16 protein-coding genes and 1 tRNA gene are annotated in these 19752 nt (G+C 71.8%); 13 read left to right on the plus strand and 4 right to left on the minus strand.

What is annotated here, in order from left to right; all coding sequences use genetic code 11:
* Positions 1-198: 198 nt before the first annotated feature.
* Positions 199-3036, plus strand: coding sequence for a penicillin acylase family protein (locus tag ACIQMV_RS29630; protein WP_402596363.1), 2838 nt, complete (start codon positions 199-201; stop codon positions 3034-3036).
* Between the two features lie 126 nt (positions 3037-3162).
* On the opposite strand, the gene ACIQMV_RS29635 is transcribed toward ACIQMV_RS29630, so the two are convergent.
* Positions 3163-3777, minus strand: coding sequence for a 5-formyltetrahydrofolate cyclo-ligase (locus tag ACIQMV_RS29635; RefSeq protein ID WP_253266147.1), 615 nt, complete (start codon positions 3775-3777; stop codon positions 3163-3165).
* A gap of 103 nt (positions 3778-3880) precedes the next feature.
* Between ACIQMV_RS29635 and galU the strand changes: the two genes are divergently transcribed.
* From galU to ACIQMV_RS29670, 7 genes are all read left to right on the plus strand, one after another.
* Positions 3881-4807 carry a UTP--glucose-1-phosphate uridylyltransferase GalU gene (gene galU / locus ACIQMV_RS29640; protein ID WP_141360334.1) on the plus strand — a complete coding sequence of 309 codons (927 nt, stop codon included), beginning with the start codon at positions 3881-3883 and terminating at the stop codon, positions 4805-4807.
* A 5-nt stretch (positions 4808-4812) separates the two neighbouring features.
* Positions 4813-6135 carry a gephyrin-like molybdotransferase Glp gene (gene glp / locus ACIQMV_RS29645; protein WP_402596364.1) on the plus strand — a complete coding sequence of 441 codons (1323 nt, stop codon included), beginning with the start codon at positions 4813-4815 and terminating at the stop codon, positions 6133-6135.
* Positions 6136-6221: 86 nt separating this feature from the next.
* Positions 6222-6734 carry a cyclic pyranopterin monophosphate synthase MoaC gene (moaC, locus tag ACIQMV_RS29650; protein ID WP_141360336.1) on the plus strand — a complete coding sequence of 171 codons (513 nt, stop codon included), beginning with the start codon at positions 6222-6224 and terminating at the stop codon, positions 6732-6734.
* On the plus strand, positions 6731-7273 hold the full coding sequence (locus ACIQMV_RS29655; protein ID WP_402596365.1) for a molybdenum cofactor biosynthesis protein B: 543 nt from the start codon (positions 6731-6733) through the stop codon (positions 7271-7273). Before moaC ends, ACIQMV_RS29655 begins: the two co-directional genes overlap by 4 nt.
* A gap of 20 nt (positions 7274-7293) precedes the next feature.
* Positions 7294-7920 carry a GNAT family N-acetyltransferase gene (locus tag ACIQMV_RS29660; RefSeq protein ID WP_402596366.1) on the plus strand — a complete coding sequence of 209 codons (627 nt, stop codon included), beginning with the start codon at positions 7294-7296 and terminating at the stop codon, positions 7918-7920.
* Positions 7921-8115: 195 nt separating this feature from the next.
* Entirely contained in the window at positions 8116-9327 is a 1212-nt protein-coding gene (glpR, locus tag ACIQMV_RS29665) for a gephyrin-like molybdotransferase receptor GlpR (RefSeq protein ID WP_402596367.1), read from the plus strand.
* Positions 9328-9402: 75 nt separating this feature from the next.
* A tRNA-Ala gene (locus ACIQMV_RS29670) sits at positions 9403-9476 on the plus strand.
* 184 nt (positions 9477-9660) lie between these two features.
* Here ACIQMV_RS29670 and ACIQMV_RS29675 read toward each other — a convergent pair.
* Complete coding sequence (locus tag ACIQMV_RS29675) at positions 9661-10143, minus strand: GNAT family N-acetyltransferase (RefSeq protein ID WP_141360340.1); 483 nt, start codon at positions 10141-10143, stop codon at positions 9661-9663.
* A 145-nt stretch (positions 10144-10288) separates the two neighbouring features.
* On the opposite strand from ACIQMV_RS29675, the gene ACIQMV_RS29680 reads away from it, so the two are divergent.
* Positions 10289-11092: an exodeoxyribonuclease III gene (locus ACIQMV_RS29680; protein WP_402596368.1), complete on the plus strand. Its 804-nt coding sequence runs from the start codon at positions 10289-10291 to the stop codon at positions 11090-11092.
* Positions 11093-11258: 166 nt separating this feature from the next.
* Here the strand turns inward: ACIQMV_RS29680 and ACIQMV_RS29685 are convergent, their stop codons facing one another.
* Positions 11259-11879 carry a MerR family transcriptional regulator gene (locus ACIQMV_RS29685; RefSeq protein ID WP_402596435.1) on the minus strand — a complete coding sequence of 207 codons (621 nt, stop codon included), beginning with the start codon at positions 11877-11879 and terminating at the stop codon, positions 11259-11261.
* A gap of 204 nt (positions 11880-12083) precedes the next feature.
* On the opposite strand from ACIQMV_RS29685, the gene ACIQMV_RS29690 reads away from it, so the two are divergent.
* The 4 genes from ACIQMV_RS29690 (at position 12084) to ACIQMV_RS29705 (ending at position 16034) form a co-directional block, all read left to right on the plus strand.
* Entirely contained in the window at positions 12084-13637 is a 1554-nt protein-coding gene (locus ACIQMV_RS29690; protein ID WP_402596369.1) for a flavin-containing monooxygenase, read from the plus strand.
* Positions 13634-14821, plus strand: a complete 1188-nt coding sequence (locus ACIQMV_RS29695; protein WP_402596370.1) for an alpha/beta fold hydrolase — start codon at positions 13634-13636, stop codon at positions 14819-14821. The genes ACIQMV_RS29690 and ACIQMV_RS29695 overlap by 4 nt, the downstream gene beginning before the upstream one ends.
* A complete protein-coding gene (locus ACIQMV_RS29700; protein ID WP_402596371.1) occupies positions 14818-15711 on the plus strand; it encodes an SDR family oxidoreductase in 894 nt (297 codons plus the stop codon). Before ACIQMV_RS29695 ends, ACIQMV_RS29700 begins: the two co-directional genes overlap by 4 nt.
* A gap of 95 nt (positions 15712-15806) precedes the next feature.
* Positions 15807-16034: a hypothetical protein gene (locus tag ACIQMV_RS29705; protein WP_141360344.1), complete on the plus strand. Its 228-nt coding sequence runs from the start codon at positions 15807-15809 to the stop codon at positions 16032-16034.
* Positions 16035-16264: 230 nt separating this feature from the next.
* Here ACIQMV_RS29705 and ACIQMV_RS29710 read toward each other — a convergent pair whose 3' ends face one another.
* Positions 16265-19711, minus strand: a complete 3447-nt coding sequence (locus ACIQMV_RS29710) for a S41 family peptidase (protein WP_402596372.1) — start codon at positions 19709-19711, stop codon at positions 16265-16267.
* Positions 19712-19752: the final 41 nt, after the last annotated feature.

Here is a 19752-nt window from a genome sequence, read left to right on the forward strand (position 1 = left end):
GAGTTCCCGGTTTACTTCGTTACCTTACCTAACTCTTGACGCTTTCTTGACGCGTCCCGTGACGAGATGGAGACGTCTCGCCGCCGCTGGACCCGACTCCGCGTCAAGTGCTACCGGGCCCTGCGCCTATGGTTGCTCCAGCGTTCATTCGAAGTCACAGCCCGACCTGCCGCTCGCGTTAGGACAGCAAGGACAGCGATGCCCCCGAACTCCACCGCCTCAACGGGTGACAAGGCCGCCAAGTCCGGCAGGAAGAAGGGGCGAAAAGCCCGCTTGGTCGCGCTTGTCCTGGTCCTGGCTCTCACCGGAGGCACCGCCTACGGCGCCTACTGGTCCGTCAGCACCGTGCGCGCCTCCTTCCCGCAGACCAAGGGCACCATCACGTTGCAGGGCCTGTCGGGACCCGTCGACGTCAAACGGGACGGAAACGGCATTCCGCAGATCTACGCCTCCAGTTCGGAGGACCTGTTCATGGCGCAGGGCTTCGTCCAGGCGCAGGACCGGTTCTACGAGATGGACGTGCGCCGGCACATGACGTCCGGGCGCCTGTCGGAGATGTTCGGCAAGGGCCAGATCAAGAACGACGAGTTCCTGCGCACTCTGGGCTGGGACCGGGTCGCCCGGCAGGAGTACGACAAGACGCTGTCGGCCTCCACCAAGAAGTACCTCCAGGCGTACTCCCAGGGAGTCAACGCCTACCTCAAGGCGCGGGAAGCCAAGGACATCTCCCTGGAGTACGCGGCCCTGGGCTTCGCCAACGACTACAAGCCCGGGCAGTGGACTCCGGTCGACTCGGTCGCCTGGCTGAAGGCGATGGCCTGGGACCTGCGCGGCAACATGCAGGACGAGATCGACCGGGCGCTGATGACCAGCCGCCTCGGCCCGAAGCAGATCAAGGATCTCTACCCGGACTACCCGTACAACCGGAACAAGCCGATTGTCAGCGAGGGCCAGTACAACGAGCTCACTCAGGCGTTCGAAGCGAGCGGCGGCACGACGGGCACGAGCGGCGGCACCTCGACCGGCACCGGCACTTCGACCGGAATCGGCACCGGCACCGGCACGTCCGGTTCCGCCGACTCGTCGGGCACGGGCGGCGGCACCGGCACCGCGACTGACGCGAGCGGCACCTCCGATGTGCAGAGCCAGCTGATGGGCCTCCACGACGTCCTGGACGGCCTCCCGACGGCCGTCGGCGTCAACGGCAACGGCATCGGCTCCAACTCCTGGGTCGTCTCCGGGCGGTACACGATCACCGGCAAGCCGCTGCTCGCCAACGACCCGCACCTGTCGGCCTCGCTGCCCTCGGTCTGGTACCAGATGGGCCTGCACTGCCGCGAACTCTCCAAGGCGTGCCCGTACGACGTCACCGGCTACACCTTCGCGGGCATGCCCGGTGTGATCATCGGCCACAACCAGGACATCGCCTGGGGCATGACCAACTCCGGTGTCGACGTCACCGACCTCTACCTGGAGAAGCTCAGCGGCGACGGCTACCTGCGCGACAACAAGACGGTGCCGTTCCGGACCCGCCAGGAGACCATCAAGGTCGCCGGCGCCAAGTCCAAGACGATCGTCGTGCGCGAGACCAGCGACGGAATGCCCCTGCTGTCCGACCGCTCCGACGAACTGATGGCGGTCGGCAAGAAGGCGACGGTCACCACCGCGGCGCCCGACCGCGGCGACGGTTACGCGATCGCCCTGAAGTGGACCGCGCTGGAGCCGGGCACCAGCATGGACGCCGTCTTCGCCATGAACAGCGCGAAGGACTGGAAGTCCTTCCGGTCGGCCGCGGAGCTGTTCGACGTGCCCTCGCAGAACCTGATCTACGCCGACACCAAGGGCAACATCGGCTACACGCTGCCCGGCCGCATCCCCACGCGCGCGAAGAACGACGACGGCTCCGTCCCGTCGCCGGGCTGGGACTCCGGCTACGACTGGACCGGCTACATCAAGCCGCAGGAACTGCCCTACGAGTACAACCCCAAGCGCGGCTACATCGTCACCGCCAACCAGGCCGTCGTCGATCCGAAGTCCTACCCGTACACGCTCACCACGGACTGGGGCTACGGCACCCGCAGCCGGCGGATCACCGACCTGATCCAGCAGAAGATCGACGGCGGCGGCAAGATCTCCACCGACGACATGCGCCAGATGCAGTTGGACAACAGCAGCGCGATCGCCAACCTGCTGGTGCCCAAGCTGCTGAACATCGACATCGGCGACAAGGACGTCCGCGAGGCGCAGAAGCTGCTGGAGGGCTGGGACCGCACGCAGGACGCCGACTCGGCCGCCGCCGCGTACTTCAACGCCGTCTGGCGCAACATCCTCAAGCTGGCCTTCGGCAACAAGCTGCCCAAGGAGCTGCGGGTCAAGGGCCAGTGCCTGTGGGTGGAGCCGGCCGGCAACACGGGCCCGGCCGACGAGAACCAGAAGGTCCGCGAGTGCGGTCAGCGCGACGCCGACCAGGCGCAGCCGGACGGCGGCGACCGCTGGTTCGAGGTGGTCCGGGGGCTCGTCGAGAGCCCGGACAGCGACTGGTGGAAGACCCCGGCGTCGGGCACCCGGCCCAAGGCGGACAACCGCGACGAGCTGTTCAAGCGCGCCATGATCGACGCCCGCTGGGAGCTGACCGCCAAGCTCGGCAAGGACATCGACACCTGGAGCTGGGGCCGGCTGCACCGCCTGTTCCTGAAGAACCAGACCCTGGGCACCGAGGGACCCGGCGTCCTGGGGTACGTCCTCAACCGCGGGCCCTGGAAGCTGAGCGGCGGCGAGGCCGCGGTCAACGCCTCCGGCTGGAACGCGGCCGGCGGCTACGGCGTGGTGTGGATGCCGTCCATGCGGATGGTGGTCAACCTCGACGACCTCGACAAGTCCAAGTGGATCAACCTCACCGGCGCCTCCGGGCACGCCTTCAGCGCCCACTACACCGACCAGACGGACAAGTGGGCCAAGGGCGAGCTGCTCTCGTGGTCCTTCTCGCCGAACGCGGTCGACAGGAGCACGAGCGACACGCTGGTGCTCAAGCCGTGAGCCGCTGAGGCCACAACGGCGGCGAAGGCCCTCCACGCGCGCGTGGAGGGCCTTCGCCGTACCCGGGCCGTACCCGAGCCGGGCCCGCGGCCGAAGCCGCGTCGGCCGTGCCGGAAGCCGTGCGCCTCAGGTGAAGCGGCGTACCCCCGAAGGTGTCACCACGGCCTGCACCGGCCGGTCGTGGGGCTCCTCGGGGACGTGCTCGACGACTTCCGTGTCGTACAGCAGGACCACGAGGGCGGGATGCGCCCGCGCGGCCTCCAGGCGGGCCAGGACGCGGTCGTAGGACCCTCCGCCGCGCCCCAGGCGCATCCCGCGCGCGTCGACGGCGAGGCCGGGCAGCAGGACCACGTCTGCGGTCGCCACGGCGTCCGGGCCGAGACGCTCCCCGGCCGGCTCGAACAGCGCCATCCTCCCGCCGTGCTGCACGCGCGCGAGGGAACCCTCCCCGGTGTACGCGCCCCAGTCCAGGTCGTTGTCGGGCAGCAGCGCGGGCAGCAGCACGCGCGTGCCCCGCGCGCGCAGCGCGTCGAGGAGCGGAGGGGTTCCCGGTTCGGTGCCCACGGAGACGTACGCGGCGATGGTGCGCGCCCGCGTCAGCTCGGGCAGCTCCAGGGCGTGCTCCGCCAGCGCGTGCGCCGCCTCCCGCACTTCATCCACGGTCAACGTCTTCCTCACCGTGAGGATTTCTCGCCGCAAGGTGCGCTTGGCAGGTTCGGCGTCATGTCCGGTGTGGCTCACTGGTCCTTCCGTACCCTTCCTTATACCGGTATGTCTGCTCATATGAGAGTCAATTAACCGGAGAGGCAGATTCCGCGCAAAGGCAGCGGATAGGGTTGCGGCCATGACACAGGCGCACCCCAGGATCAGCAAGGCTGTCATTCCCGCGGCAGGTCTTGGTACCCGGTTCCTGCCGGCCACCAAGGCCACTCCCAAGGAGATGCTGCCGGTCGTCGACAAGCCGGCGATCCAGTACGTGGTCGAGGAGGCCGTCTCCGCGGGCCTCGACGACGTCCTCATGGTGACCGGCCGGAACAAGCGGCCGCTGGAGGACCACTTCGACCGCAACTACGAGCTGGAGTCGGCCCTGGAGAAGAAGGGCGACGGCGAGCGGCTCGCCAAGGTGCAGGAGTCCAGCGACCTCGCGTCGATCCACTACGTCCGCCAGGGCGACCCCAGGGGCCTGGGCCACGCGGTGCTGTGCGCGGCCCCGCACGTGGGCAGCGAGCCCTTCGCCGTCCTGCTCGGCGACGACCTGATCGACCCGCGCGACCCGCTGCTCCAGCGGATGATCGAGGTCCAGGAGACCTACGGCGGCAGTGTGATCGCCCTCATGGAGGTCACGCCCGAGCAGATCCACCTCTACGGCTGCGCGGCCGTGGAGGCCACCGAGGACGGCGACGTCGTCCAGGTGACCGGCCTGGTCGAGAAGCCGGACGCGGCGCAGGCCCCCTCCAACTACGCGATCATCGGCCGTTACGTCCTCGACCCGCACATCTTCGGCATACTCCGGAAGACCGAGCCCGGCCGCGGCGGTGAGATCCAGCTCACCGACGCCCTGCAGCACCTGGCCGAGGCGCACGCGTCGGCGACCACCGACGAGCAGCGGGCCGGCGGCCCGGTGCACGGCGTCGTCTTCAAGGGCCGCCGCTACGACACCGGGGACCGTGGCGACTATCTGCGTGCCATTGTCAGACTCGCGTGCGAACGTGAGGACCTGGGCCCGGACTTCAGGGCCTGGCTTCAGCGGTACGTAGCCGAGGAGATGTAACGACGTTGAGCAGCGCCGAGCCCCGCACCGCCGGCCCGGACCACCTGTGGTCGGTGGACGAGCACCTGGAGGACATCCTCACCACCGTCCGCCCCCTGGAACCCATCGAGCTGCAACTGCTCGACGCCCAGGGCTGTGTCCTGGTCGACGACGTCACGGTGCCGCTCTCGCTGCCGCCGTTCGACAACAGCTCCATGGACGGCTACGCGGTGCGGGTCACGGACGTCTCGGGCGCGAGCGAGGAGTTCCCGGCCGTCCTGGAGGTCGTCGGGGACGTCGCGGCGGGCGCGGCCGGCCTGCTCCGGGTGGGACCGGGACAGGCGGCGCGGATCATGACCGGTGCCCCGCTGCCGCCCGGCGCCGAGGCGGTCGTCCCCGTCGAGTGGACCGACGGCGGGCTCGGCGAGGGCCCGGTGAGCGCGATGCGCGCCCGCAGCCTCGCCCCCGAGGGCGCCGACGGGCACGTACGCGTGTACCGGCCGGCCGAGGCACGCGCGCACGTGCGCGCGAAGGGCAGCGACGTGGAGGCGGGCGAGCGCGCCCTGCGGGCCGGCACGGTCCTCGGGCCGCCGCAGATCGCGCTGCTCGCCGCGATCGGCCGCGGCACGGTCCTGGTGCGCCCGCGCCCGCGCGTGGTGGTGATGTCCACCGGCAGCGAACTCGTCCAGCCCGACGAGCAGCTCGGCGACGGCCAGATCTACGACTCCAACAGCTTCGCCCTGACCGCGGCCGCCCGGGACGCGGGCGCCATCGCCTACCGGGTGGGTGCCGTCGCCGACGACGCCGAGATCCTGCGGTCCACCATCGAGGACCAGCTCGTCCGCGCCGACCTGCTGGTCACCACCGGCGGGGTGAGCGTGGGGGCGTACGACGTGGTCAAGGAGGCACTGGCCGACGTCGGCGACGAGGACGAGCCGGGCGGCGGCGTGGAGTTCCGCAAGCTCGCCATGCAGCCCGGAAAGCCGCAGGGCTTCGGGACCGTCGGCGCCGACCACGTCCCGCTGCTGGCCCTGCCCGGCAACCCGGTGTCGTCGTACGTCTCCTTCGAGCTGTTCGTCCGCCCCGCCATCCGTACCCTGATGGGCCTTCAGGACGTCCACCGGCCGACCGTGCGCGCGACGCTGGCCGCGGACCGGGCGCTGAGCTCGTCGAAGGGACGCAGGCAGTTCCTGCGCGGGGTGTACGCCGACGGCGAGGTCAGGCCCGTGGGGGGCGCCGGATCCCATCTGGTCGCCGCCCTCGCGCTGGCCGACGCGCTCATCGTCGTCCCCGAGGACGCCGAGTCCGTCGAGCCCGGCGCCGAGGTCGAGGTGGTCCTGCTCGGCTGAGCGGTCCGGGGTGGCGGTACCGTGTCGCGCACAACAGGCCCGTGCGCCGCATGGCGACGGGCCCGGACCGGGAGCTCCACACGATCATGACTGTGCCTTCCCGGGGGGAGACCCCCGGACCTCCAGCGCCGGACCGGCTGACGCACATCGACGACGCGGGCGCCGCCCGCATGGTCGACGTCTCCGGCAAGGACGTGACCGCGCGCACCGCCCGCGCCAGCGGTCGCGTCCTCGTCTCGCCCCGCGTGGTCGAGCTGCTGCGTGGCGAGGGGGTGCCCAAGGGCGACGCCCTCGCCACCGCGCGGATCGCCGGGATCATGGGCGCCAAGCGCACCCCGGACCTCATCCCGCTGTGCCACCCGCTGTCGGTGTCGGGTGTGAGACTGGAGCTGTCGGTCGCGGACGACGCCGTGGAGATCGAGGCCACGGTGCGGACCACGGACCGCACCGGCGTCGAGATGGAGGCGCTCACCGCGGTGTCCGTCGCCGCGCTCACCGTGATCGACATGGTCAAGGCGGTCGACAAGGGAGCGGTCATCACGGACGTGCGCGTGGAGGAGAAGACGGGCGGCAAGTCGGGCGACTGGAGCCGGGCATGACATCGGACGCATCGGCCGGAGGCGCACTGCTCGCGCCGTACAGCGCTCTGGTGGTCACGGCCTCCAACCGGGCCGCCGCCGGGGTCTACGAGGACACGGGCGGTCCGCTGGTCGCCGACGGCCTCCGGCGCCTCGGCTTCGCCGTCGACGGGCCGCAGGTCGTACCGGACGGAGACCCGGTGGAGGCGGCGCTGCGCGCCGCCGTCGAGGCCGGTTACGACGCCGTCGTCACCACCGGCGGGACGGGCGTCTCGCCCACCGACCGCACGCCCGAGGCGACCCGCAGGGTGATCGAGACCGAGGTGCCGGGAATCGCGGAGGCCATCCGGGCGTTCGGCATGCGGAAGGCGCCGACCGCGGCGCTGTCCCGGGGGCTGGCCGGAGTGGCGGGAAGGACGCTGATCGTCAATCTGCCGGGCTCCACGGGCGGGGTGAAGGACGGACTGGCCGTCCTGGAACCCCTGTTGACGCACGCCGTCGACCAGCTGCGCGGCGGCGACCACGTCAGACCCGGTGCCGGTAGTGGGGGTGCGAGCTGAACAGCCCATCCTGGCCCGTCGTGCTCGCGGAGGGCGATGTCGTCCTCCGGCCGATAAAGCTGCGCGACCAGCGGGCCTGGCGCGAGGTGAACCGGCGCAACCGGGACTGGCTCAGGCCCTGGGAGGCGACGATTCCGCCGCCCACACCCGGCGGGCCCATCACGCATCGGCCGACCTACCGGCAGATGGTGCGCCACCTCAGGTCCGAGGCGCACGCGGGCCGGATGCTGCCGTTCGTCATCGAGTACCAGGGACGGCTGGTCGGGCAGTTGACCGTCGCCGGGATCACCTGGGGCTCGATGTGCTCGGGCCACGTCGGCTACTGGGTCGACGAGTCGGTGGCCGGCCGCGGGGTGATGCCGACAGCCGTGGCGATGGTCGTGGACCACTGTTTCCGCACCGTCGGACTGCACCGCATCGAGGTCTGCATTCGGCCCGAGAACGGGCCGAGCCGGCGGGTGGTGGAGAAACTCGGATTCCGCGAGGAGGGTCTGCGGCCCCGTTATCTCCACATCGACGGCGCGTGGCGCGACCACTTGGTGTTCGCGCTCACCGCGGAAGAGGTGCCCGAGGGGCTGCTGAACCGCTGGCGCCGCACTCGGGCCCCGCGGGTGCCGAAGAAGAATCCCGCCTCACCCGGAAATTGAATGAATGTTCGAAATTGATCGGCCCGCGATCCGAACCGGACCTGCTCGCGATCGTCCGGGTGGCATTGAATTCGCGTCCTTGGCGTCCTGCTGATCACATCGATCGCAAAAAAAGTTCGAAATATCAGCCAGATCGTGCGACACACCGGCGCAATTGGCAGATGGCCTCATGCAAACCCCTCTACCGTGTGAGGCGTGAGCAGCAGCGGCCTCATCTACGCAGTCATCGTCGGGGCCTGGGCCGCCTACTTGGTGCCGATGTGGCTCCGTAGGCAGGACGAGCTGAACGAGGCCCGTCCGACGGAACGCTTCAGCACCGCCATCCGGTTCCTGTCCGGACGGGCGGGGATGGAGCGCCGGTACGCCAAGGACCTCAGGGCGCGCTCCGCCGAGGAGGGGGAGCCCGCCGACGGGAAGCCGGACGGCGTCACCGACTCGGTGGACGTCCGGGCCTTCGTCATGCCCCCGGACCGGTCGCCGGAGCGGCAGCAGCCGCCGGCGCGGGAGGAACGGGAGCCGGTCCGCGGCCACGACGAGCGCGACCGGACCGGCAAACCGGCCGCCCGGGCCGCGTCCCCGGCGGCGGCCCCGCCCGCCGACGCGTCCGCGCGTCCGCGGGTCCCCGCGGCCCGGCGCACGCCCCGCGCGGAGGTGTCCGCGGCGCGTGCCCGGCGCTCGAAGGTCCTCGCGCGCCGCAGACGCACCACCGTCCTCCTCTTCCTCGCCTTCACCCTCGGCGCGATCGTCGCCGCGGTCGGCGGGCTCACCTTCCTGTGGGCGCCCGGAGTGCCCGCCGTGATGCTCAGCGCGTACATCGCGTACCTGCGCTCCCAGGAGCGGCGCCGCTTCGCCTACCAGATGGACCGCCGACGCGCCGAGGTCGCCGCGCAGCGGCTGCGTGAGAGCCGCCGCCAGCCCCGTCGGCGCACGCCCCTCGACCCCGCCGCGGACGAACCGGAAGCGGGGCCGGACCCGGAGACGGACCCGGGCCTCTCCTCCCTCGCCGCCGACCGGCGCGCCCTGGTCGAGCAGACCGACCATGCCGAGTGGCTCGACCAGCAGCGCGAGCGCCAGCGCCGCCCCGGCCAGGGCGACAGTTGGGACCCGGTGCCGGTGCCGCTGCCCACCTACGTCACCGCCCCGGTCGCCCCGCGGGCCACCTCCGACGTGGACCTCGGCGCGCCGGACGCCTGGAGTTCGGCGCGGTCGTCCGCCGCGGTGCCGGAGCAGGAGGCGGCGGCCCCGGCCGCGCCCGAGCCCCCGCCGCACGCCGAGGACAAGTCCGCCGACGACGGCCGCACCGACGCCCGCCGCGCCGCCTCGGCCCGCCGCTCCCGCGAGCGCGGCCGCACCCCGCTCTTCGACCAGTACGAGGACGGCGACCGCCCCCGCGCGGCCAACGAGTGATCCCCGGCCTCTGACCAGCCAGGGAACGGATTACCAACCACCCGGGCGAGGATGCTAGAGTTTCACTCGTTGCAAGGGCCTGTGGCGCAGTCCGGTAGCGCACCTCGTTCGCATCGAGGGGGCCAGGGGTTCAAATCCCCTCAGGTCCACGCAGCTCAAAGCCCCGGTCGGGAAACCGACCGGGGCTTTGACGTGTCTCCCGGGGCTCACAGGAACAGCGGTATGAGCGACCGGGGACGTGATGGCCGGTCAGTGGATCAGGTTCACGGCCGGTCCCGCCTGCGTGAGGCGCGAGAGCCCCTCCCGCACAGCTGTGGCGGGAGGGGCCTCGCGTCAGGACCGGAGCTGCTTCGCCAGGCAGATGCTCGACTCGTACTCGCGGTAGTAGCCGAACTTCGTGCACGGCTCGTAGCCGCTGGAGGCGTACAGGGCGACGGCCTCCGGCTGCTGGTCGCCGGTCTCCAGGACCATGCGCACGCGCCCGGCGGCACGGGCGTCGTCCTCCAGGACGGCGAGCATGCGGCGGGCCAGACCGCGGCCGCGCATCGACTTGATCACGTACATCCGCTTGAGTTCGGCGTCGCCGTCCTCGTTGCCCTCGGCGTTCTTGTCCCGGCTGCGCCAGCCGCCCGTGGCGACGGGGGTGCCGTCCTCGTCGTAGGCGATCAGGTACACGCCGTTCGGCGGCCGGAAGTCGGCCGCGTCGAGGGGCGTGGCGTCGCCGCCGTCGCCGTAGCGGACGTGGTACTCGGCCTGTACCTCGTCGCTCAGCTTGACGGCGTCGGGGTGGTCGAAGGGCACGGGGCGGATGTTCATGTGGGAACCGTCTGTCGATGCGGATGTCGGGGCGGGCGGCCTCCGGGAAGACCTCGTCCAGTGTGCCGGTAGGGTGCCCGGGTGCTGACTGTGACCTCCGTCAACGCGTCCGGACGGGGTCGTCGGTGAAGGCAAGGAGAGCGTTTTGCTGACTGTGACCTCCGTCAATGTGAACGGACTGCGTGCCGCCGCCAAGAAAGGCTTCGTGGAGTGGCTCGCGGGGACCGGGGCCGACGTGCTGTGCCTCCAGGAGGTGCGTGCCGAGCCGCACCAGTTGCCGGAGCACGTCCGCACGCCGGACGGCTGGCACGTCGTGCACGCGCCGGCCGCCGCCAAGGGCCGTGCCGGCGTCTCCCTCTACACCCGCCGCGAACCCGACCAGGTCCGGGTCGGGTTCGGGTCGGCCGAGTTCGACGGCAGCGGGCGCTACGTCGAGGCCGACCTGCCCGGCGTCACGGTCGCCAGCCTCTACCTGCCCTCCGGCGAGGTCGGCACCGAGCGGCAGGACGAGAAGGTCCGGTTCATGGACGAGTTCCTCGCCCATCTCAAGGCGTTGCGCGAACGGGCCGCCGCCGACGGCCGCGAGGTGCTCGTCTGCGGCGACTGGAACATCGCTCACCAGCAGGCCGACCTCAAGAACTGGCGCGGCAACACCAAGAACTCCGGCTTCCTCCCCGAGGAGCGGGAGTGGCTGAGCACGGTCTTCGCCCCCGAGGCCGGCGGGTACGCCGACGTCGTGCGCGAACTGCACCCGGACGGCGAAGGGCCGTACAGCTGGTGGTCCTACCGGGGGCGGGCCTTCGACAACGACACGGGATGGCGGATCGACCTCCACGTGGCCACGCCCGGGCTCGCGGCCAAGGCCGTCAAGGGGTATGTGGAGCGGGCGGCCACACACGCCGAGCGCTGGTCGGACCACGCCCCGGTGACGGTCGTGTACGACCTCTAGGGCCTCTCGTTTGGATCATGCCGGGCTCGCGGGCCCTGGTGCCGCGCCTCGCCGCGTTGTCGTCGGTTGGCAGGGCTCCGCCCTGCCGCCCTCCTCCGCCTTGCGATGCACGGCACCAGACCCCGCTCCCTGATCCGGCCTGATCCAAACGAAAGACCCTAGTCCGCTACGGCTGTTTGCGCAGCCGTCGGTCCAGGGCCATCGACACTTCCGCCTCCATCACGCTCTTGGCCAGGGGCCGCAGTCGCTTCAGGTCGTCCTCGGGGCCGTGACGCAGGATCAGGGCGGTGAAGAGTTCGGCGAGGGCGTCGGCGTGTTCGCGGACGCGGCGGCCGGCTTCGAGGACTTCGGCGAGCGGGATGCCCTCGCGGACCAGGGCGGCGGAGACGTCCAGCAGACGGCGGCTGATGTGGACGATCTCGTCGCCGTCGGTGCCCAGGTAGCCGAGTTCCATGGCGGCGGCCAGGTTCTCGGCGGTGACCTCGCCGGCGAAGTGGTCGGCAAGTTCCTCGGGGGTCAGGCGGACCGGGGTCTCCTCGGTGGGGGCGCCGAGGCCCAGCAGATCGCCGACGTCGCGCCCGTGTTCGAAGGCCTCCGCCAGTTCGGCGATGCCGCTCAGCGTGTGACCGCGTTCCAGCAGCGCCGAGATCGTGCGCAGGCGGGCCAGGTGGTGGTCGTCGTACCAGGCGATACGGCCCTCGCGGCGCGGTGGCGGGATCAGTTTGCGCTCGCGGTAGAAGCGCAGGGTGCGCACGGTGATGCCGGCCAGCCGGGCCAGTTCCTCCATGCGGTACTCGCGTCGGCCGCCGCGTGCTCCACCTTCTCCTGCCACGGGAGCAGCCTATGTTGTACCGGCGGTAACTTTTCCTCTGCCGCCCCCTACCGATCGGTACGGACCTCCTCTACTCTCCCCATTGCGCCAGTGTTCACTGGCGGAGTCGCTGAAGGCTGCACGCGGGTCGCTGCACGCGAGTCAGGGGAGGGGCGCTCGATGGCCGAGCACGAGCACGAGCATGGGCACGAGGACCGGCATGTGCGGGTGGCGGTGATCGGGTCCGGCTTCGGCGGACTGGGCGCCGCCGTGCGGCTGCGCCGGGAGGGGATCACCGACTTCGTCGTGCTGGAGCGGGCCGGCAGCGTCGGCGGCACCTGGCGCGACAACAGCTATCCGGGATGCGCCTGCGACGTGCCCTCGCACCTGTACTCGTTCTCGTTCGCGCCCAACCCCGACTGGCCGCGCACCTTCTCCGGGCAGGAGCACATCCGCGCCTACCTGGAACACGTCACGGACGTCTTCGGCCTCCGCCCGCACCTGCGCTTCCACTCCGAGGTCACGAGAACGACCTGGGACGCCGAGAAGCTGCGCTGGGACATCGAGACCACGAGCGGGAACCTTTCGGCCGACGTCGTGGTCGGCGCGACCGGGCCGCTGTCCGAACCGAAGGTCCCGGACATACTGGGGCTCGACTCCTTCCCCGGCAAGGTCTTCCACTCCGCCCGCTGGGACCACGACCACGACCTCGCGGGCAAGCGGGTCGCCGTGGTCGGCACCGGAGCCTCCGCGATCCAGATCGTGCCGTCCATCCAGCCCGAGGTCGCCCGGCTCACCCTCTTCCAGCGCACCCCGCCGTGGGTGATGCCCCGCGTCGACCGCGAGATCAGCGGCGTCGAACGGCGGATGCACCGCGCGCTGCCGTTGACCGCGCGACTGCGCCGCGGACTGCTCTGGGGCATCCGGGAGTTGCAGGTCCAGGCGTTCACCAGGCATCCGGGCCAACTCGGTTTCGTGGAACGGCTGGCCGAGCTCAACATGTCCCGCGTCATCAAGGACCCGGAGCTGCGGGCCAAGCTCACCCCCGACTACCGCATCGGCTGCAAGCGGATCCTGCTGTCCAGCACGTACTATCCGGCACTCGCGCAGGACAACGTGGACGTCGTCGCCAGTGGACTGAGCGAGGTCCGCGGATCGACCGTCGTCGCCGCCGACGGCACCGAGGCCGAGGTGGACGTGATCGTCTTCGGGACCGGCTTCCACGTCACCGACATGCCGATCACCGAGCGGGTCGTCGGTGTGGACGGCCGTACGCTCGCCGAGAGCTGGAAGGACGGCATGGCCGCGCTGCGTGGGGCGTCCGCGGCCGGCTTCCCGAACTGGATGACGATCATCGGCCCCAACACCGGCCTCGGGAACTCCTCGATGATCCTGATGATCGAGTCCCAGCTGAACTACCTGGCCGACTACCTGCGCCAACTGAGCGTCCTCGGTGGCCGGGCCGCCCTCGACGCCCGGCCCAGCGCCGTGAACGCCTGGAACCGCACGGTGCAGGAGCGCATGAAGCGCACGGTGTGGAACACCGGCGGCTGCACCAGCTGGTACCTGGACGCGGGCGGCCGCAACACCACCGTCTGGCCCGGCACGACCACCGAGTTCCGGCAGGCCACACGGCGGGTGGATCTCGCGGAGTACCAGGTCCTCCGGGCACCCGGGTCCCAGGGCGCGGCCGGCCGGGCCGCCGCGCGGCGGCCCGTGGAGGTGGACGCGTGAGCCGTCCCGCCCGCCGGTTGGCCGGGGGCCGTCCGGAAGACCACGCTGCCCCGGATCCGTACGCCCCTCCCGTCCCGGCCCGTGAACTCACCGCCGTCTCCGCCGACGGGGCCCGGCTGCACGTCGAGGTGCACGGGCCGGTGGACGACCCCGCTGCCCCGGCCGTCGTCCTCGCCCACGGCTGGACCTGCTCCACCGCCTTCTGGGCCGCGCAGATCCGGGATCTGGCCGCCGACCACCGCGTCGTCGCCTACGACCAGCGCGGCCACGGACGCAGCCCGGCGGGCCGGAGATACGGCACCGACGTGCTCGCCGACGACCTCGAAGCCGTGCTCGCCGCGACGCTCGGGCCCGGCGAGAAGGCGGTGATCGCGGGCCACTCGATGGGCGGGATGACGGTGATGGCCGCGGCCGGCCGGCCCGGCTTCCAGGAGCACGCGGCGGCCGTTCTGCTGTGCAGCACGGGCAGTTCACGGCTGGTTGCCCGGTCGACGGTCGTACCGATCCGGGCCGGCCGGCCACGCACCTGGCTGACCCGGCGCGTCCTGGGCTCCCGGGCGCCGCTCGGGCCGGTCACTCCGCTCGCCCGGCGGATCCTCAAGTACGCCACGATGGGCCCCGGTTCGGCGTCGCACATGGTCGAGACGTGCGCACGGATCGTGCACGCCTGTCCGCGCCGGGTGCGCCACGCCTGGTCGCAGGTGCTGGACCGGCTCGATCTCGACGACCAGGTACGGCAGTTGACGGTTCCGGTGGCGGTCGTCGCGGGCACGGCCGACCGGCTGACGCCGCCGGGGCACGCGCGGGCGCTGGCCGCCGCGCTGCCCAACTGCCTGGGCCTGACCGAGCTTCCGGGGCTCGGTCACATGACGCCGGTGGAGGCCCCCGGGCTGGTCACCGGGAAGATCCGGGAACTCGTCACCGGTCACGTACCCGGGCGGCTGACCGGCCATGTACCCGGTCAGGCCACCGGTCATGTCCCCGGCCAAGTCACCGGCCGGGCCACCGGTCACGTCCCCGGCCAAGTCACCGGCCGGGCCACCGGTCACGTCCCCGGTCAGGCCACCGGTCATGTCCCCGGCCAAGTCACCGGTCAGGCCACCGGTCACGTCCCCGGCCAAGTCACCGGCCGTGGAAGCGCACACGAGCAGCACGACGACGCAGGGATCAGGGAGGGCGTATGAGGAGGGTGAGTCTGGAGGGGCAGGTCGCGGTCGTCACGGGGGCCGCGCGGGGCGTCGGCGAACTGCTCGCCCGCAAACTGTCGGCGCGGGGCGCGAAGATCGCGCTGGTCGGCCTGGAGCCGGACCTGCTCGAACAAGTCGGCAAGCGGCTGCACGGTGAGAGCGCCCACTGGCATGCCGACGTCACCGACCACGAGGCGATGGCCCGGGTCGCGGCGGAGGTCGAGGAGCGGTTCGGCAGGGTCGACATCGTGGTCGCCAACGCGGGTGTGGCGAGCGGCGGTCCGTTCGCCGACTCCGACCCCGACTCCTGGCGGCGGGTGATCGAGGTCAACCTCATCGGATCGGCGGTCACCGGGCGGGCGTTCCTGCCGGCGCTCACCGCGAGCCGCGGCTACCTGCTCCAGATCGCCTCGCTCGCCGCCATCACCCCGGCGCCGATGATGACGGCGTACTGCGCCTCCAAGTCCGGTGTGGAGGCGTACGCGCACAGTCTGCGGGCCGAAGTCGGCCACCGGGGCGTGCGGGTGGGCGTCGCCTACCTGTCGTGGACCGACACCGACATGGTGCGCGGGGCCGATCAGGACGATGTCATGCGGGAGTTGAGGCAGCGGCTGCCGTGGCCGGCCGGCCGGACCTATCCGCTGGGGCCGGCGGTGGACCGGATCGTGGCCGGGATCGAGCGGCGCGCCGCCCACGTGTACGGGCAGTGGTGGCTGCGTGGTATGCAGGGCGTGCGCGGGTGGCTGCCGGGTGTCGTGGGCACCGTGGGGCAGCGGGAGGTACGGCGCTTCGCGGACCGGCTGTCGGGGGTGCGGACCGGGCTGGTCGGAGCGGGGGGCGCGGCCGACGAGCGGCACCGATCCGCACCGGCTACACAACGTCACTGATCGACATGCGCAGGGTCACCGCCCGTGTGAATCTGGTCGAGGCCGATCCCCTAGCCCACTTGGGGATCCCACTCACCCACACGGGAGTGAACAGCATGGGTATGAAGGACAAGTACCAGGACCCGTCCGAGCAGCAGCGGCAGCAGCAGCAGGGTCGGCAGCGTCCCGGCGAGCGTCCCGGCGAGCGCCCCGGCGAGCGCCCCGGCGAGGGCCGCGAGAAGGCCGGGCAGCGCCCGTCCCAGCCGCGCGAGCGTGGGCGTCACGACACCCACGACACGCCGGACGAGATGGAAGACCGCCTCAACCAGGACTACGACCGCTAACCACGGCCCGTAGTCAGCGTTGTTGCTGCGCTCGGCCTCGGCCGTGACGGTGTGGGGTGTCCCGGATGCCGGGGCACCCCATGTCCGTGCCGTGGCAGCGGGAACGGGCCGCTCGGCGGTGCGGAAGTCCGGCCGCTCGGCAGTGTGCAAGTCCGGCCGCGTGGGACGGACACCGAGGGTCCGGTCGCGTGAGCCCGACACCGCGGGTCCGGTCGCTCAAGTCCCGGCGCTCAGCGGCGTGGAGGCAGCTTCGGTCGCGAACGGTCGGGTACGTCGCGGTAGTCCGGCGGGATCGCCGCCGGGTTGGCGGCCAGGAGTTCCAGGGCCAGTTCGATCGCGTCGTCCATCTCGACATGGCGGCCCTCGGCCCAGTCCAGGGGGGTGCGCAGGCTCTCCACGTCGGGGGTGACGCCGTGGTTCTCGACGGACCAGCCGTAGGCGTCGAACCAGGCCGCGTTCATCGGCACCGTGATCACCGTGCCGTCGCCGAGGCGGTGCCGGCCGGTCATGCCGACCACCCCGCCCCAGGTGCGCTGGCCGACCACGGGCCCCAGCTTGAGCAGTTTGAAGGCGGCCGTGATCATGTCGCCGTCGGACGAGGTCGCCTCGTCGGCGAGGGCCACGACGGGCCCGCGGGGCGCGTCGGAGGTGTACGACACCGGCTGGGCGTTGCGGGTCAGGTCCCAGCCGAGGATGGTGCGGGTCAGCTTCTCGATGACCAACTCGCTGATGTGACCGCCCGCGTTGCCGCGGACGTCGACGATCAGCGCGGGCCGGGACACCTCCATGCGCAGGTCCCGATTGAACTGCGCCCAGCCGGAGCCACCCATGTCGGGGATGTGCAGGTAGCCGCAGCGGCCGCCGCTCAACTCCCGTACCACAGCCCGGCGTTTGGCGACCCAGTCCTGGTAGCGCAGCGGGCGCTCGTCGACCAGCGGCACGACGGCGACCCGCCGCGGCGGTCCTTGCCCCTCCGCGGGGGAGAACGTCAGCTCCACCGTCGTACCGCCCGTCCCCGCGAGCAGCGGGTAGGGGCCCGTCACCGGATCCACCGGGCGCCCGTCGACGTGGGTGAGCACCGCGCCCTCGCGGATGCCCGCGCCGGCCAGCGGGGAGCGGGCCTTGGAGTCGGAGGAGTCGCCGGGCAGGATCCGCCGGATGACCCAACGGCCGTCACGGCACGCCAGGTTGGCGCCGAGCAGCCCCTGAAGGCGCTGGTAGTGCGCGGGGCCCTCGTTGCGGCGGGCGGGGGAGACGTAGGCGTGGGAGGTGCCCAGTTCGCCGAGGACCTCGCGCAGCAGGTCGGCGAACTCGTCCGGGGACGCGACGCGTTCGACCAGCGGGCGGTACTGCGCGAGCACCGCGTCCCAGTCGATGCCGCACATGTCCGGCTCCCAGAAGAAGGCGCGGATCAGCCGGCCCGCCTCCTCGTACGACTGGCGCCACTCGGCGGCCGGGTCGACCACGTGCAGGATCCGGCGCAGATCGATCCAGGTCGTCGTGTCGCTGTCGCCGACCTCCGTGGACGGCACCGCGCGCAGGTCGCCCTCATCGACGACGACCAGCCGGGTGCCGTCGCCGCTCACCGCGAACCAGTCCAGGTGGCCGACGAGTTCGTACTTCTTGGCCTTGCTGATGTTGAAGTGCTCCAGCGTCGGCCGGCCGGTGGTGTCGTCCGGGTTGACGAACGTCTCGCCCAGGGCGCCGGAGATCGGCCAGCGCAGCCAGACCAGGCCGCCGCCGGCGACCGGGTGCAGCGCCGAGTACTTGGAGGCGATGACCGGGAACGGGGTGACCCGGTTCGCCAGGCCCTCGACCTCCACGGTCACCGCGCCGGACTCGCCGGTCTCCTCGTCCTCGACGGGGTCCAGACCGCCGGCCGCCGGCCGTCCCTCGGGGTTCAGCGCGAAGGGCGACGGGGTCGCGGAGGACAGCGGAACGAGGTACGGCTTGCAGCCGAGCGGGAAGGACAGGTCGCCGGTGTGCACGTCGTACACCGGGTCGAAGCCGCGCCAGGACAGGAAGGCCAGATACCGGCCGTCCCGGGTGAACACGGGGTTCTCGTCCTCGAAGCGGCCGTTGGTGACGTCGACGATCAACCGGTCCTGGATCCGCGCCATCCTGATCTGCCGCAGCGAACGCCCGACCCCGGGATGCGACCAGGTCAGCCATGCCCCGTCGGGCGAGAACGCCAGGTCCCGCACGGGCCCGTTCACGGACCGCACCAGTTCGGTGAGGCAGTCGGCCGGTCCGTCCACCGCGTCGGTGTCCGCGGCGGTGGCGGCGGGACCCTCCGGCGGACCGGTCGCGGCGGGCGCGCGGGCGTCCTCGGTGCCTCCGGCGGTGTCCGGGCCGGCGGAGGACTCCCCGTTCGGCGCGGCGCCCGCGACCGCCTCCGTCCTCTCCGACGCCTCCCCCTCGTTCACGTCGCTTGCGTTGCTGGCGTCGCCTGCGTCGCTCACGTCGAGCAGCAGCAGTCGGCCGTCGTGGGAGGCGAGGGCCAGGCGTTCGCCGGCGGGGTCGGAGGCCGTCTCCAGGACGCGGCCGAGGCGGCCGGAGGCGAGCCGGCGCAGCGGGCGGGTGCCGCTGGCCCGGGGGAGGTGGGTGATCTCGACGGCGTCCTCGCCGTCCGCGTCGGTGACGTAGGCGACCTGGCCGGTCTCGCCGAGCATCTCCGGCAGCCGGATGCGCACGCCGGGCGTGTCGATGAGGGTGCGGGCGGGGCCGTCGCGGTGGGTCAGCCAGTGCAGGGAACCGCGTACGACGACCGCGCTGGCCCGGCCCGTCTCGTCGACGGAGATGCGGTCGACGTGCTGGGCGGCCGGCACCTGGTAGCGACGGCGGCCCGCCTGCGGCCCGCTCGGCCGCACCTCCAGCCGGCGCGGGACCGAGTCCGCGGACAGGTCGTCCACGATCCACAGGTCGCCCGCGCACTGGTACACCACCCGCGTGCCGTCGCTGGAGGCGTGCCGGGCGTAGAAGGCGTCGTGGTCCGTGTGCCGGCGCAGGTCGGAGCCGTCGGGGGCGCAGGAGTAGAGGTTGCCGACGCCCTCGTGGTCGGAGAGGAAGGCGATGCGGCCACCGACGAACATCGGGCAGGCCAGATGCCCGCCGACATCGGCGAGCAGCCGCTGCCCGTGCAGCCACAGCCGGCCCGTCGCACCGCCCCGGTACCGCTTCCAGGAGGCCGGTTCGTGCGGCGGCGTCCCGGTCAGCAGCAGGGTCTTGTGGCCGCCGTCCACGTCGGCGACCTGGAGGTCGGAGACCGGCCCCCAGGGCAGCTTGCGGCCGGGGGAGCCGTCGGTGCCGACCTTGTAGGCCCAGGTGAAGTAGGAGAACGGCTCGCCGTGGGAGGCGACGGCGAGGATGTCGGTCCGGTCGTGTTCGTCGGGCGGTGCCCATCCGCACACGCGGGTGTCGGTGCTGCCCCAGTAGGTCAGCTGGCGGGCGGGCCCGCCGTCCACCGCGACCAGGTGGATCTCGGGCACCAGACTGCGCCAGCTCGTGTACGCGATGTGCCGCCCGTCGGGCGAGAAGCGGGGTGGGCCGACCTTCGTGCGGTCCACCGTGAGGCGCCAGGCGCGGCCCGCTCCGTCGAGCGGCGCCAGCCAGAGGTCGTCCTCGGCCACGAAGCACAGCAGGTCACCGCTGAGGTGCGGCAGGCGCAAGTAGCTCACGTTCTCATGCTTTGCCCGGGTATGGACCGCAGCAACTTATG

Source organism: Streptomyces sp. NPDC091412 (genome assembly GCF_044756885.1).
Classification (GTDB): domain Bacteria; phylum Actinomycetota; class Actinomycetes; order Streptomycetales; family Streptomycetaceae; genus Streptomyces.

Excerpts from the sequence above, each read along its gene's own strand:
- ACIQMV_RS29675 (WP_141360340.1), bottom strand. The coding sequence starts at position 10,143 with ATGAACATCCGCCCCGTGCCCTTCGACCACCCCGACGCCGTCAAGCTG.
- ACIQMV_RS29705 (WP_141360344.1), top strand. The coding sequence starts at position 15,807 with ATGGGTATGAAGGACAAGTACCAGGACCCGTCCGAGCAGCAGCGGCAG.
- ACIQMV_RS29700 (WP_402596371.1), top strand. The coding sequence starts at position 14,818 with ATGAGGAGGGTGAGTCTGGAGGGGCAGGTCGCGGTCGTCACGGGGGCC.
- galU (WP_141360334.1), top strand. The coding sequence starts at position 3,881 with ATGACACAGGCGCACCCCAGGATCAGCAAGGCTGTCATTCCCGCGGCA.
- ACIQMV_RS29685 (WP_402596435.1), bottom strand. The coding sequence starts at position 11,879 with ATGGAGGAACTGGCCCGGCTGGCCGGCATCACCGTGCGCACCCTGCGC.
- ACIQMV_RS29630 (WP_402596363.1), top strand. The coding sequence starts at position 199 with ATGCCCCCGAACTCCACCGCCTCAACGGGTGACAAGGCCGCCAAGTCC.
- moaC (WP_141360336.1), top strand. The coding sequence starts at position 6,222 with ATGACTGTGCCTTCCCGGGGGGAGACCCCCGGACCTCCAGCGCCGGAC.
- ACIQMV_RS29690 (WP_402596369.1), top strand. The coding sequence starts at position 12,084 with ATGGCCGAGCACGAGCACGAGCATGGGCACGAGGACCGGCATGTGCGG.
- ACIQMV_RS29655 (WP_402596365.1), top strand. The coding sequence starts at position 6,731 with ATGACATCGGACGCATCGGCCGGAGGCGCACTGCTCGCGCCGTACAGC.